The sequence below is a fragment of the Bifidobacterium sp. LH_450 genome (assembly GCF_056356715.1).
Genome location: NZ_JBKEUU010000003.1, coordinates 37,703 through 51,135 on the forward strand (window position 1 = coordinate 37,703; position 13,433 = coordinate 51,135).

11 protein-coding genes and 1 tRNA gene are annotated in these 13,433 nt (G+C 66.3%); 5 read left to right on the top strand and 7 right to left on the bottom strand.

Translation table 11 applies throughout. The annotated features are described in order from the left end of the window. Positions 1–50 precede the first annotated feature (50 nt). On the top strand, positions 51–788 hold the full coding sequence (locus AC1AXT_RS05045; protein ID WP_476541263.1) for a hypothetical protein: 738 nt from the start codon (positions 51–53) through the stop codon (positions 786–788). A gap of 275 nt (positions 789–1,063) precedes the next feature. Here AC1AXT_RS05045 and AC1AXT_RS05050 read toward each other — a convergent pair whose 3' ends face one another. Further along, positions 1,064–1,996 carry a hypothetical protein gene (locus AC1AXT_RS05050; protein WP_476541265.1) on the bottom strand — a complete coding sequence of 311 codons (933 nt, stop codon included), beginning with the start codon at positions 1,994–1,996 and terminating at the stop codon, positions 1,064–1,066. A gap of 297 nt (positions 1,997–2,293) precedes the next feature. Between AC1AXT_RS05050 and AC1AXT_RS05055 the strand changes: the two genes are divergently transcribed. Further along, the gene (locus AC1AXT_RS05055; RefSeq protein ID WP_476541267.1) at positions 2,294–2,578 is read left to right on the top strand and encodes a nucleotidyltransferase family protein; all 285 of its coding nucleotides are present in this window, start codon (positions 2,294–2,296) and stop codon (positions 2,576–2,578) included. Here the strand turns inward: AC1AXT_RS05055 and nrdG are convergent. Further along, positions 2,575–3,267, bottom strand: a complete 693-nt coding sequence (gene nrdG, locus AC1AXT_RS05060; RefSeq protein WP_476541268.1) for an anaerobic ribonucleoside-triphosphate reductase activating protein — start codon at positions 3,265–3,267, stop codon at positions 2,575–2,577. The genes AC1AXT_RS05055 and nrdG overlap by 4 nt on opposite strands. Positions 3,268–3,645: 378 nt before the next feature. After that, positions 3,646–6,048 carry an anaerobic ribonucleoside-triphosphate reductase gene (gene nrdD, locus AC1AXT_RS05065; protein WP_476541270.1) on the bottom strand — a complete coding sequence of 801 codons (2,403 nt, stop codon included), beginning with the start codon at positions 6,046–6,048 and terminating at the stop codon, positions 3,646–3,648. A 318-nt stretch (positions 6,049–6,366) separates the two neighbouring features. Here nrdD and xseA point away from each other — a divergent pair, with 318 nt between their 5' ends. Further along, complete coding sequence (xseA, locus tag AC1AXT_RS05070; protein WP_476541272.1) at positions 6,367–7,677, top strand: exodeoxyribonuclease VII large subunit; 1,311 nt, start codon at positions 6,367–6,369, stop codon at positions 7,675–7,677. A 297-nt stretch (positions 7,678–7,974) separates the two neighbouring features. Further along, on the top strand, positions 7,975–8,229 hold the full coding sequence (locus AC1AXT_RS05075) for an exodeoxyribonuclease VII small subunit (protein ID WP_476541413.1): 255 nt from the start codon (positions 7,975–7,977) through the stop codon (positions 8,227–8,229). A 121-nt stretch (positions 8,230–8,350) separates the two neighbouring features. Here AC1AXT_RS05075 and AC1AXT_RS05080 read toward each other — a convergent pair whose 3' ends face one another. Further along, positions 8,351–9,370, bottom strand: a complete 1,020-nt coding sequence (locus tag AC1AXT_RS05080; protein WP_476541273.1) for an endonuclease/exonuclease/phosphatase family protein — start codon at positions 9,368–9,370, stop codon at positions 8,351–8,353. Positions 9,371–9,493: 123 nt separating this feature from the next. Between AC1AXT_RS05080 and AC1AXT_RS05085 the strand changes: the two genes are divergently transcribed. After that, a tRNA-Arg gene (locus tag AC1AXT_RS05085) sits at positions 9,494–9,566 on the top strand. Positions 9,567–9,608: 42 nt separating this feature from the next. Here AC1AXT_RS05085 and AC1AXT_RS05090 read toward each other — a convergent pair. The 3 genes from AC1AXT_RS05090 to AC1AXT_RS05100 form a co-directional block, all read right to left on the bottom strand. Continuing rightward, positions 9,609–10,661: a Gfo/Idh/MocA family protein gene (locus AC1AXT_RS05090; protein ID WP_476541415.1), complete on the bottom strand. Its 1,053-nt coding sequence runs from the start codon at positions 10,659–10,661 to the stop codon at positions 9,609–9,611. 188 nt (positions 10,662–10,849) lie between these two features. Further along, on the bottom strand, positions 10,850–11,557 hold the full coding sequence (locus AC1AXT_RS05095) for a DUF4391 domain-containing protein (RefSeq protein ID WP_476541274.1): 708 nt from the start codon (positions 11,555–11,557) through the stop codon (positions 10,850–10,852). Positions 11,558–11,875: 318 nt separating this feature from the next. Beyond that, positions 11,876–13,291, bottom strand: coding sequence for a PolC-type DNA polymerase III domain-containing protein (locus tag AC1AXT_RS05100; protein ID WP_476541275.1), 1,416 nt, complete (start codon positions 13,289–13,291; stop codon positions 11,876–11,878). Positions 13,292–13,433: the final 142 nt, after the last annotated feature.

Here is a 13,433-nt window from a genome sequence, read left to right on the forward strand (position 1 = left end):
TGCTTATAGTCGGCCCAACGGCGTTAGTTTCCCGACAGAAAGGCCCGACGATGGCAGCTCAGTTTTCCGAAGACGATTACCGGCGGTTCCGCGCGATGCTGCGGTTCTTCGTGACGCAGGCGGCGAAGAACGCGGCCGCGGGCGAAGTGGCGGGGCCGGCGGCCTACCCCGACGCATCTGGCAAGTTCTGCAATTACTACGGCGTTTCGCCGGAACTGTTCTCGTTCCCCGGCGGACTCAACTACGGCGTGCATTTCGAATTCAAGGGGCATTTCGACACGACCGAATCGACGTACCTGAACGTGTGGAATTCGTGGGTCGCGATCATGGCGACGTTCGCCGGCGACGGCGCGGCGCGCCACGTCACCGCGCTGACGGCCGGACTGCGCGCCGACGCCGGCTTCGGCGGCTACGCCAAGCCGCTGGACGACGCGAAGAAGGCGCAGGAAGTCGACGAAGCGCTGCAAAGCGAGCACGGCGGCGCGGCGGCCAGCGTGCGGCGCGGCGAAGCGGACGCGCAGGCGACCGCCGGCTCGCTGGACGAGCTGGAGGATGCGCCGGTTCCGGAAGCGGTGGCGTTCGCCGTCGCCGACCTGGGGCTCGACGCCGGCGACGCGGAGCCGCCGACCGCGGCGCTGCGGTGCATGCTCGACCAGCAGGCCGATTTGTACGAACTGCATCAGGAACGCAAGCTCGACCGACGCAAGCTGGAGCGCCGCGACGAACGCCCCCGCGAACGCGAGCGCGTCGCCGAAGCCGAAGCCAGCGCGGAGCGGTCCGCCGACTGAGGCGGCCATCGACCCGCCGTGCCTAGCTTGCTGAGCTGAAAAATAGTCCCGATACCTCTCCATTTTGTGGCCAACACGCCCATCCTCCGCATGTTGGCCACAAAAAACGGGGACAGATTCTCGTCGACACGCCCAGTCGCTGCATTTTGGCCACAAAAGAACGGCATAGATTCTCGCCAGAATGCGGGAAACGGGCGTGTTGGCCACAAAAGCGGAAGGGCACCATGGGCTGCCTGGAGGAATATGGCTGCTGCGGGGACATCGAACCGATAAATCTAGCTAGCGTAGGGAACGCCAGCCTGCAACAAATCTCGGACCAGAAACTCCGGGTTGCCTAAATCGTCGTATTTGCAGCGCAGAATCCTAGCGACGCCGCAACGCATCAACGCCCGAGTACGTTCCTCCTGTTCGACGACCACCTGCGCAATATCGCGGCGCCCGGCCTTGTCGGCATCGACATATTTGCCCATGCCGTCGAACTCAAGCACGATGATGCGGCCATCCACACCCACCCACGCGAAATCGACGCGGCTGACGCGTCCTGATTCAGGGTCGGTGAACGGAACCTGCAGCATGGGCCGCGCGATGCCGCGTTCCAGCAACAATCCGCGCACGTAGGATTCACCGCCGTTCTCGCTCTTGACGTCGGTATATTTCATCAGCCGCTGCAAACGCGGCGGATCCAGCACACGGGAGGAACCGGGAATCTCGTTCTCCTTGATTTTTCCGCTGCGCAATGCCATGTCGAATGCGCCGAGAACGTTCGGAAAATCGTAAAGCGCGGCGCAATCGCACAGCGCCTGGGCAAGCGGCACGACGGGCACCCCGGAACGGTTTTGGCGACAGCAGCGCGTGTCATGAATGAAGGTGACTCCTCGGCTGCTTGCGGCACGCCCTGTCACCACCGCCAACGGAACTTCGCACAGCCTCCATCCGACGCTGACGCCATAGGCGAGCACTGCCGCGACGCCGGTGAAGACCCACCTCGGATGCTTGAGCGAAACAGCGCGCGCAACATACAGGTAGCGTTCCGGCGGTTTCAGCCGTTCCCAAACTTCACTCGACGCATAGATTCCCGGAAACGGTCGCCGCACATCGCCCTGCTGCGCATGCCACTGGCACCATCGCAGTTCGTTTTTAGTAGTCGGCGTCGCGCAACGCCCCTGCTCCGCCGCTTCCGCAAGCATCATCCACATACGCCGGTTCATCCGTCGCCTCCTTCCGCTTTCCACGGTAGAAGAGTCGCTTCTAAAGAGCGGCAGCCCAGACGCAACTGTGGATGGCAACGTGTGTCGCCCACAGCCGGCTTTCATCTGGAGGGTATTTCCGGAGAAAGAAAGAAAGGAAAGGATTCAAGACTCTATGAACAGGGAGCGGGATGCAAGATTCGGCGCATATGGAGGGAACAAGATTCTGCCGGGACCGGGGAGAGAAAACGTAATCCTTGGCAACGAATTTGATGGCGCGATATGCTGGAGGGACGGGTTTGGCGTAGGAGGCGCGGCATGGGCGAAACGGAGGCGGTGTATCGGCAGATCGCCGAGCTGGCCGAGCGGTACGGGGCGCGGCGCGTGCGGCTGTTCGGGTCGCGGGCGCGCGGAACGAACCGCGAGACCAGCGACATCGACATCGCCGTAGAAGGCTGCGCGGATTTCAACGGCTTCTACGACGCCGTGCAGGAAGACCTGTGGTCGCTGCTGGAAGTGGACGTCGTCAATCTCGATGGACCGGTCGACGCGGCGCTCGCCGGGGAAATCGAACGCGACGGGAAGGTGCTCTACGAAGCCTAGCTGGCGTCGCCTTCGCCGGCGGCGCGCTCCTTGCCGTAGATTTCGGGGATGAAGCGCTCCTGGTCGTGCAGCTTCGGCCAGATGACGACGGTGCCGGCGGCGAAGCTTGCGGGCACGTCGATGATGCGCTGGTTCGAGGAGCCGCGGAACTGCAGCAGCGAATCGTGCAGGTCCTTGATATAGCGGCCGTCGACGAGGACGTCGACCAGATGCAGCAGCTCGATCTTGTCGGCGCTCTCCCCTGCACGCATCAGCTCCTCCCACGTGTAGCCGGTCCAGCACCAGATGTCCTTCGCCGTGCCGAAGCGCTCGCGGATCGTATGCGCCAGCGGCAGCAGCACCGACGTGTTGAGCAGCGGCTCGCCGCCGAGGAACGTGATGCCCTGCACGAACGGCTGCGACAGGTCGTCGAGAATCTGCGCCTCAAGCCGGTCGTTGTATTCGTGGCCGGCCTGGAAATCCCAGATCGACGCGTTGTAGCAGCCTTCGCAGTGGAACGGGCAGCCGGACACGTACAGCGAGCAGCGGATGCCCTCGCCGTCGGTCATCAGGAACCGCTTGTAGTCGGCGATCATGCGGTGGCTCATCGCCGCGCTCGTCCACTGCCCGGCCCGCGGGTTGTTGGCAAGCGCGGTCGGGATCGCCGGACCGCGGTTCGCATCGGTTTTCGCAAAGTCATGCAGGCTCATGATGCCCCGTTCTCTTCTTCTTCGTTTCGTTTTGTCGTTCTTCGCTTCGCCGCCGTTCCGGGAAGCCGGGGGCTGCCATTGCAGGAAGCCTAGGCCGCCGTTCCGGGAAGCCGGGGCCGGCTGCGGCGACTCGCCGCGGCGCCGGCCCCCGAACGCACGAGGAGGGTGGCAACGCGCCACCCTCCTATCTTCCGGTGCAGCCGGAACGTCCCCCAACGCTTCTGGCTGCTTCACGACCCCGTGCGGCTCCCCTTGTTCTTTTCGCCGCATTTATTGTGGGTCACGACTTTGAGAAGGAATCTAAGATTGGAAGACCTAACATAGATTCATCCCGCCGGCTTTGGTTTCCTACGGCGCCGGCGGGACCGTACCTCTATATTACTTCGTTTCTTCGAACCACTCGCGGGCCGTGCCGTCGGAAAGGGTCACATGTCCGGTTTCGCCGCTCATGTGCTTGACGCGGTGGGCGATCTCCTCGTGGCGGCCGTGCACCATCGGGCGCTGGACGGGGTTGCCCAGGTAGCCGCAGGTGCGCTTCGTCACGTTGCACTTGTCGGGGTCGGAGTTGCCGCACTCGGGGCACTTGAAGCCTTCCTCGGTCGGCTCGAAGTCGCCCTGGAAGCCGCATTCGAAGCAGTGGTCGATCGGCGTGTTGGTGCCCAGGTACCCGATGCCGATGTTGTAGGCGTAGTCCCACACGGCCTCGAGCGCCTTCGGGTTGGCCTGCAGGCACGGGAACTCGCAGTAGTTGATGAAGCCGCCCGACGCGTAGTACGGGAAGTCCTTCTCATAGTTGAGCTTCTCCATCGGGGTCGGCTGCAGCCACACCGGGTAGTGGAACGAGTTCGTGTAGAAGTCGTGGTCGGTGACGCCATCGACCTTGCCGAACTTCTCGCGGTCCATGCGGTTGAAGCGGTCGGTCAGCGACTCGGCCGGCGTGGAGTACACCGAGTAGTGGTAGCCCTCGGCCTTGCTCCAGTCCTTGCACAGCTGGTTCATCTTCTTGACGATGGACAGGGCGAATTCCTTGCCCTGCGGATCCCAGCCGTGGTCGCGCATCCAGTTCTTGCCGTAGAACACGGCCGTCGCCTCGTACAGGCCGATGTAGCCCAGCGACACGGTGGCGCGCTCGTTGCGGAACAGCTGGTCGACGTTGTCGTTGGCGCCCAGGCGCCCGAAGGCGCCGTAGCGGAACAGCGTCGGCGCGTTGACCGGCGTCGCCTGCTTGCAGCGCATGATGCGGAACTGCAGCGCCTGGTGGGCGATCTCCATGCGCTCGTTGAAGATCTTCCAGAAGCGGTCGACGTCGCCGTGCGATTCCAGCGCGATGCGCGGGATGTTGACGGTGACGACGCCCAGGTTCATGCGGCCGTCCTCGACGTCCTCGCCCGTCTCGGGGTCGATCCAGCCCTGCAGGAACGAACGGCAGCCCATCGGCGCCTTGAAGGAGCCGGTGATGTTGACGATGTTCTCATAGAACACGACGTCCGGGTACATGCGCTTCGTCGAGCATTCGAGCGCAAGCTCCTTCATGTCGTAGTTCGGGTCGCCCGGGTCGGCGTTCACGCCGTGCTTGATGGTGAACACGAGCTTCGGGAAGATGGCGGTGTGGCGGTCCTTGCCGAGGCCGCGGATGCGGTTGAGCAGGATGGCGCGCTGGATTTCACGGGCGAACCACGAAGTGCCGAGGCCAAAGCCGACGGTGACGAAAGGGGTCTGGCCGTTGGAGACGCGGTTCGAGTTGATCTGGTATTCCATCGTCTGCATCGCATCGTAGATGCTCTTGCGCGTCATGATCTTCGCGTAGATCTCGCGCAGCTGCTCGAGCTCGGGCAGGTCGTCGTCGAACGGCACGTCGTCCGGCAGCGGCTCGCGGTTCTCGAAGTGCAGCCAGCGGGGCTCCTGCGCCTTCAGGCCGCGGATCATCGCCTCGGCGACCTCGACGGGCGTGGAGTCCGGGATCATGGCGCGGGCCATGTCCATGTTCTTCACGTAGTCGCGCTTGGCGTATTCCTCGAGCATTTCATCGGCGCGGTTGACGGTCTGGCCGCCATACTGGGCGCCGGCGATGTCCTTGATGATCTGCGTGATCTGCGTGGCGGCGGTGCCGATGGACTTCGGCGAGTCCATCATCGCGTTGCCCAGCGCGAAGCCGTGGCGCAGCATGTCGCCGAAGTCCGGCAGCGAGCAGTTGTTCATCGACGTAAACGGCGAGTAATCGGCATCATGGAAATGGATGTCGCCCTTCATGTGGGCGTTGGCCACGGCATCCGGCAGCATCGAGAAGGCGGAGGCCTTCGACACGGCGCCGGCGAGCAGGTCGCGCTGCGTGGCGTAGACGTTCGAGTCCTTGTTGGCGTTCTCGCGCACCAGCGATTCGTCCTTGTTGACCAGGCGGCTGACGGCTTCGTTGATGTCGGTCGCCTTGGCGCGCTCGATGTCCTTGTTCAGGCGGTAGGTCGTGTAGGTGCGCGCCACGTCGTAAAGGTGGTCCTCGATGAGCGCGTGCTCGACGAGGTTCTGGATGTCCTCGATCTTCGCGGGGCCGTTGTAGCGCTCGCGGATCTGGCCCTGCACCTGGTCGGCGATTTCGCGGATCATGCGCTCTTCCTGCGGCCCGACTTCGCGGTCGAGGTCGGCAAAGGCGGACTTGACGGCAGCGATGATGTTGATCGGGTCGAAGTCGACCACGCGGCCATCGCGCTTCTCCACGAGCACGCGCGCCTCGTTGCCGGGCGTGGCTTTCGTCGTCTGCGTCGTGGCCAATGCCTGTGTGTCCATGTCGTGTTCCTTTCCTATTGCCGATCGCCGCCCGTCGCAGCGGCAAATCACCTGCATGTCATTTGCGGGCACATAAGACTGTACGCCAATCGGCATCCCATATCTAGTTGCGCCACGCCGTGCAGTGACTAGATATTGGGTTTTTGGCGTCATTCCAACCGAAACGAGGCTGTGTGATAAAGATTACGTTCGCCGGGCGCCCCAGCGTTTCGCAGCCCCCGATTCACCCCCGGATCGGCTTGGTTTGGCCCGACACTCCCAGACACGCCTTGCGCCCTTGGTTGACGAAAGTCCGTCAGCGGCGCGAACCTAGAAGCCATGAGTTGGTTACAAGATGACCGGTCGCATGCGCCGGCCTTCCCGAATGCGGCCGCGGCGCGGCCCGACGGCCCCCGGCCGCTCGACGAGCTGCCGCGCCTGGCGCGCGACACGACGGCCGAGAACCCCTGGCCGGTTTCGGTGCTGTCCCAGCGTTTCCACGACGCCGTCGAACGCTGGCCGGCGGCCTGGATCGAGGGGCAGATCGTCGAGATCAACGCCCGGCGCGCCACGTCCGTATATATAACGCTGCGCGACAGCTACCAGGACGTTTCGATTTCGGTCAACGGCTTCGGCGCCTTCGCGCAGATGGCGCGCAATTTCCGCCAGGGCGACCGCGTCGTCGTGCACGGCCGCGCGGACCTGTGGATGAAGCAGACGAGATTGAGCTTCCGCGGCGACGACATCCGCCGCATCGGCGCCGGCGACCTGAAGGAGCAGATCGACCGGCTGCGCATGAAGCTCAAGGGCGAAGGCCTGTTCGACCCGGAGAACAAGGTCCCGCTGCCGGAATTCCCCGGCACGATCGGCCTGGTGTGCGCCCCGCAGGCGCGCGCCGAGGGCGACGTCATCACGAACGTCATGCTGCGCTGGCCGACGGTGAAGTTCAAGGTCGTCCATACGCATGTGCAGGGCGAGCAGTGCCCGCCGGAGGTCATCGCCGCCATCAGGCAGCTCGACGCCGACCCGGAAGTCGACGTCATCATCGTGACGCGCGGCGGCGGCAGCTTCGAGGACCTCATCGGCTTCTCGGACGAAGGCGTCGTGCGCGCCACGGCCGCCTGCGCCACGCCGATCGTCAGCGCCATCGGCCATGAGGACGACTGGACGCTGATCGACCTGGCCGCCGACGTGCGCGCCTCGACGCCGACCGACGCCGCCAAGCGCGTCGTGCCGGACGTGCGCGAACAGTGGCAGCTCGTGCAGTCGGCCATCGCGACGATGCGCATGCGCATCGAGGGCCGCGTCGACTCGGAGCAGCGCCTCGTCGAGGGATACGCCAACCGCCCGAGCCTGACGCAGCCGCTGACGATGCTCGAGCCGTACCAGCGCTTCATCGACGACGCGAAGCGCACGATGCGCATCGGCATGACGCGCCTGGTCGACGAGGCGCAGTTCACCATCGAGAAGACGCAGGCGACGCTGACGGCGCTGAGCCCCCAGTCGACGCTCGACCGCGGCTACGCGGTCGTGCAGGACGCCGCCGGCCACGTCGTCGCGGATGCGGCAGCCGTCGCCCCCGGCGACATGCTGACGCTGACGCTGAAATCCGGCGCGGTGGTGGCGCAGGCCGAAACGGTGCGCGGGTAGGCAATCCGCGCCGGTACGAAACCGCACGGGCGCGAAACCGCGCGCGCAGGAAATCTTAGGCAGTCACAACCGGAAATCTTCAAGCAGGACAACGGGCAACGCAAGAACGAAAGGAAACCCATGGCCAAGGAAACGCAACTGGACGACGTCATCGAGGAGGGCATCGTCGAAGAGAGCGTCGAGGAAACGATCGAGGAAGACGATGCGCGCGAAGGCAGCGAGCCGGAAACCGGCGCGAAAGCCGGCAGGAAAGCGGGCGGCGCAAAGGGCGGCAAGAAGGCGGAGCCGGCCAGCAGCCTGACCAAGAAGGAACGCGACGCCATCGCGCGCATGCCGTACGAGGAGGCGCGCGACCGGCTCATCGAAGCGGTGCGGGCGCTGGAAACCGGTGGCCTGAGCCTCGAGCAGTCGATGCACCAGTGGGAAATCGGCGAGGCGCTGGCGGCCCGCGCGCAGTCGCTGCTCAACGACGTGCGCGCCAAGCTGGACGCCGCGCAGGCCGAGCAGGCCGCGACGGCGAACACCGCCGGAACGCAGGGCAATCTGGAATAGAACGCCCCCGCCGATGGCATCGGGACGGCTTGCCGGAAAGGACCCGCACCCTGAAACCGGAAAGGACCGGCAGCCCCGTTCCGGAGGCTGTAGGGCGCCCGCACCGGAGGGGACGGCCCCTCTACAGCCTGGAGAAGTCGAGCGTGGCCAGCAGCGCCTTGTGGTCGCTGCCGCCGACGGACGCCGTCTCGACCTGGCCAACGGTGACGCCCTGCTCGACGAGCACGTGGTCGATGCCGGCGAACGCCGGAACGAACCGCCAGTCGGCCGGCCACGTGTATTCCAGGCCGTGGCCGGACGCTTCGGCGGCGTCCTTGAAGCGCGAGCCCATGACGTCGCGCAGCGGCGCGTGGTCGACGGTGGCGTTGAAGTCGCCCATCATGACGTAGTCGATGCCGGTTCGCTCGGTGACCTGCTGCAGCTCCTCGAGCGAACGGCGCCACTGCGCCCACTGGCCGGCGCGCGGCGACGTCGTATGCACCGACATGAAGCGCACTTCGCGGCCGCCGAAACCGATGGTGCCTGCCGGCATGCTGGAGGCGCTGGAAGAGATTTCCGCGTCGACCGGGCGGCTCATCGGCGCGGCCGACCACAGGCCGTTGCCGTAGCCGTCGTCGTCGATGCCGGCGGTGATCGAATACGGCAGGTACGACTCGATGCCCGCTTCCTCGAGCTCCTCGACGAACGGCGCGCTGATCTCCTGCAACGCGAGCACCTCGACATGCTGCGAACGCACCGCGTCGACGATGTCCTGCGCGCTCGCCTGCCCCATGAACACGTTGCATGTCATGACGCGCGCATAGGCGTCGGACGTGTCGGGCTTGACCTGCGCCACCGCGTTGCGGGCATCCTGGCCGAGGGCGTCGCCGGCAACGAAGAACGGCATCTGCCAATAGGCCTGCGCGCAGATGCACAGCACCGACAGGAACAGCGTCATCCAGCGGCGGGTGGCGAGCGCGAGCACGGCGGCGATGGCGGCGAGCGCCGCGAACCACGGCGAGCACGCGATGACGTTCGCCACGTACGGCAGCCCCTGGAACGAGGACGGCAGCAGCCGCAGCAGGCAGCCGACGACCGCTATGGCCGCCAGGAGCCGCGCCGCCGCCGTCAGTACCGGATGTCTCTTCGCCGCTCTCGCCATGCCCGCTCCTTTCGCCGCTCCCCCATCCAAGGTCACCGCACGACTCTAGCAAACGGGCGGCCACACGCGCATCATCCGCAGGCATGCCTTTTCGGCGGCGCCGGTGTATAATGTCACTCTGTTGCCCTGGTAGCTCAGTGGATAGAGCACCGCTCTCCTAAAGCGGGTGTCGTCGGTTCGAATCCGATCTGGGGCACTTTTTCATATCCGGGCGGCGGTTGCGGGCGGCCGGCTATCCTTACCGTTCGAAGGGGTACTGCAGGTTCCACTGCTTGCGGATGGCGTCGTAGAGCGCCATCATCCGCAGCGTGTCGGCATGCGTCATCTCCACGCATTCGCGCCGCCCGGCCCGCACAGCGTTCGCCGCGGCCGCCACTTCGTATTCATAGCCGGTCAGCTGCGCCGGCACGTCGATATGCCGCACCGGCTGGTGGTCGGCGTCGAACACGTCGATGCCTGCGGGGTTGTTGATGTCGTTGACGATGAAATACCCGCCCGTGCCGCGCACGATGCCCTGCTTGTCGGACGCGCACGTCATCGAGCTCGTCGCCGTCGCCAGCGTGTTGTCGGCGTACACGAGCGTCGTGGCGTTGGACGCGTCGACGCCGGTGGAGTACGGCGCCATGATCGTGGCCATGCGGCTGATTTCGCGCGCCCCCATCAGCATGTCGATGAAGTTGAGCGGGTAGACGCCGACGTCGAGCAGCGCGCCGCCGGCCAGGTTCGGGTCGGTCAGCCGCTCCTTGTAGTCCACGCGGTACGACAGGTCGGCGCTGATCGACGTCACGTCGCCGATTTCGCCGCCCGACGCCAGCCGGTCGATGATCAGCCGCGACGGCATGTAGCGCGTCCAGAATGCCTCGGCGCACAGCAGCCCGGTATCGTCGGCGACGTCGAGCGCGGCCTGCGCCTGCTTGAGGTTCGCCGCGAACGGCTTCTCGACGAGCACGTTCTTGCCCGCGCGCATGCAGTCGATGGCCTGCTGCGCATGCAGCGGGTGCGGGGTCGCTATATATACAAGGTCTACGGCCGGGTCGGCAAGCATCGCCTCGTACGAACCGTAGGCGTGCGCGATGCCGTACTGTTCGGCGAACGCGTCCGCCTTGTCCTGGCTGCGCGACGCGACGGCGTACGGCGCCACGAGCGTTGCGTACCGCTCGTCGCCGGCCATCATCGCCAGCGTCTTCGCCATCGTGTGGGCTATGCGCCCCGCGCCGAGAATGGCGACGTTCACCACCCCGGCGTCCTGCGCGGCTGCCCTCTGCGCCGCCCCTTCCGCGGCGTTCCCCATGGCATCCCCCGTTGCGTGTGCTGCATCCTGCGTCATCGCGACCTCCTTTGCGTCGGCGAAACAGACTTCCGTTCCCGAGTCTAGCCGACGACGGATCGCCGCGCACCGGGTTCAGAGAGCAGCGGATTTCGTGGCGCGGCAGCCGCACAGCCGGCAACCCTGCAGCATTGCGCGCATCTGCGCCCGCGCTACAGCGCCGCGAGTTCCTTGCGCGCCTGCTGGAGCCTGGCGAACGCCTCGTTGCGCTGCTGCGGGTTCTTCGCGCGCTTATGGTCGGCTTCCAGCTTCGCAATCTGGGCCTTGAGCTGTTCGGCGCGGCGGCTGCGCGCGATGCGGCCGTCGACGTCGCCGAACGCGTCGTCGCCGAGCGCGATCTGGGAGCAGAACGAATCCCAGACGTCGTCGAGCGTCGCCGCCGCGTCCGGGATGAGCAGCATCGTTTCCGACGCCGGCGCGAAATCGGTGGCGAACGTTTCGTAGACCGGCGGGTGGCCGGGGCGCGACGGCATCGCGCGGCGTACGGCGAGCGCAACGCTCGCCTCGCCGCCGTCGGCATCTTCCCGGGCGACGACGAACACGATGCCCGACTTGCGCTGGGAGGCGATCAGTTCGATGACCGATTCCGGCACGCCGGCGGCTTTCGGCGCCAGCTGCAGCCCGAGCACGAGAATCTCGGGCACCTTCGTGCCCGCATATCCAAGATTGCGCTCCTGCAGCAGCCCGAGGAACCGGATCGCCGCGATGTCGTTGGCGAGGCGCTGCTTGACGTTCGTGCCGACGGCGCCGCGTACGAACGCCGCTTTCGGCAGCGCCGCCTTCGCCGCCGGAATGGCCGCCGCCGCGGGCAGGCCGAGGTCCGTTACCGAAATCGAGCAGCATTGGGCAAGTTCCGTCATCGTCGACCTTTCGCAAGGAACCAGATTTTTGCCTCTGACTTTACCGGCTGGAGGTGGGAAACGGGGCGGCGCGGCCGCAAAATCTCACATAGTAGAAGCCGGAACGCCGGACGCAACGTACGGATACGGAACGCAGCCGGGAAGGAACGCGGGCGGCGGACGTAACACGGGCCCGGGGCTTGAAGCCAGGCCGGGCCCGTTTTTCGGCAATCCCCCAGTATGTACAGATTCCGGGGTTCTCAAGCCGAAACCTGACGTCCTGGGTCAGATGCAGGTGACTCCAGTTTAGGGGGTATCGCGGCGGGACACGCGAGATTCCTACCAATGAGGACGGCAGCGCTTGCCGCCGGTGCCGCCGTGGCCGTCGGGACCCCACGGCCCCTCGCCGCGTTCCTTGAGCGACGCCAAGTGGTGCTTCATCGCGACGAGCATGATGTGCGCGTCTTCCAGGCCCAGGTGCCGTTCGCTCATGCCGGCGCCGAGCGCTCCCTGGCGGCGCGCGTACGCCTCGAGCGTGTTGTCGCCGTACGGATGCTCGTCGCTGGGCTGGCTGCCGGGATCCCACTGCCGGCTCATCGGCAGCGTGTCGATGATCGTGATGCCGCCGTCGCGATAGCGTTCGGCGTATCCCTCGACGTTGAACATGAAGTACTTGTGCTCGAAGCTGGCGTTGTGCGCGACGTACGGCTGCTCGGAAAGCCGGCGCAGCAGCGCGTGCTGGGCTGCCGGCCACTCGTCGAAGGCCGGGTAGCGCTCCCCCACGGCGCGTTCGGCGACGTCGATGCCGGTGAGCTCGCGGATGAACGCGTTGCCGAGCCACGCGGCGCGCGCCGGCACGCCGAAGCTCAGGCGCGCCTGGCCGAACGCGTCGCCGGCGTCGTAGCCGTCCTCGCCGTACAGCGCGGTGCGGCGCCGCCCGTCGCTGGCGCCGGAGCCTTCGGGCGCGGCGACGTCGATGTATTCGAAACCGGCGTCAATAATATAGGAGCGCCACGGGCTGATGCCGGTCGTCTCCAGGTCGATGCCCATCACGATGCCGACGTCGCGGCCGGGCAGGTAGGCGTTGCGCCAGTCGTGCGCGACGTCGGGCCGCTTCGCCTTCTCGCGCTCGTCCATCACGCCGCGTTCGATGCCGGAGAGCGAGCCCTGCGCGGCGAGCTGCGCCGCCCCCTCGCGCTGCTCGCGCTCGCGGGCGCCGCGGGACTTGCGCGCCTCGGCGATGCGGTCGGTGTCGTCCTGGATGTCGGCGACGTCGGCATCGGCCGCCGCCTGCAGCACCGGCACCGTCGCGAACTGCCGCCGCTCCTGGCGCACCGTCCACAGGCCCCATTCGGCGCCGAGCTCGATCAGGCAGCCGATTTCGTCGTTGAGCCGCCGGTTGGCGTAGGCGAGCGCGCGCGGCAGGCGGAACGAACGCAGCACGCGGTCGAAATCGCACATGAACGTCTGCACGGCGCGTTCCAGCACCGCTTCCAGGCGGTTGCGGATGGCGTAGTCCTGCCTGAGCAGCGCGTGCAGGTCCAGGCCGCTGGCAGCTGGACCGGCGGCCGCGGCGGCGGGAATATCGACGGCGGCGGCCGCGCCGATGCCGCCGGCGAGGTCGAGCGACGCCACCCATTCCCAGTCGATGACGGCGCCGTCGGCGTCGCGCACGAGCAGCGACGCCCACTGCGGGACGTCGCGCCGCGCTTCTTCCAGCCATGCCAGCGAAGGCGTAGGGTTCTGCTCAGTCATACCTCACGATTGTACCGTCCGCCCGCTGGCGCGCCAGCGCTTCCCCACGGCTCCTTGCCGACGCGCGGAAAAACAACGAAAAAGCCGCCTCCGCCCGCTTATGGCGGGCAAAGGCGGCGCACTTGCTCCCCGGGAGTGGTCA

Excerpts from the sequence above, each read along its gene's own strand:
- AC1AXT_RS05045 (WP_476541263.1), top strand. The coding sequence starts at position 51 with ATGGCAGCTCAGTTTTCCGAAGACGATTACCGGCGGTTCCGCGCGATG.
- AC1AXT_RS05050 (WP_476541265.1), bottom strand. The coding sequence starts at position 1,996 with ATGAACCGGCGTATGTGGATGATGCTTGCGGAAGCGGCGGAGCAGGGG.
- AC1AXT_RS05055 (WP_476541267.1), top strand. The coding sequence starts at position 2,294 with ATGGGCGAAACGGAGGCGGTGTATCGGCAGATCGCCGAGCTGGCCGAG.
- nrdG (WP_476541268.1), bottom strand. The coding sequence starts at position 3,267 with ATGAGCCTGCATGACTTTGCGAAAACCGATGCGAACCGCGGTCCGGCG.
- nrdD (WP_476541270.1), bottom strand. The coding sequence starts at position 6,048 with ATGGACACACAGGCATTGGCCACGACGCAGACGACGAAAGCCACGCCC.
- xseA (WP_476541272.1), top strand. The coding sequence starts at position 6,367 with ATGAGTTGGTTACAAGATGACCGGTCGCATGCGCCGGCCTTCCCGAAT.
- AC1AXT_RS05080 (WP_476541273.1), bottom strand. The coding sequence starts at position 9,370 with ATGGCGAGAGCGGCGAAGAGACATCCGGTACTGACGGCGGCGGCGCGG.
- AC1AXT_RS05090 (WP_476541415.1), bottom strand. The coding sequence starts at position 10,661 with ATGGGGAACGCCGCGGAAGGGGCGGCGCAGAGGGCAGCCGCGCAGGAC.
- AC1AXT_RS05095 (WP_476541274.1), bottom strand. The coding sequence starts at position 11,557 with ATGACGGAACTTGCCCAATGCTGCTCGATTTCGGTAACGGACCTCGGC.
- AC1AXT_RS05100 (WP_476541275.1), bottom strand. The coding sequence starts at position 13,291 with ATGACTGAGCAGAACCCTACGCCTTCGCTGGCATGGCTGGAAGAAGCG.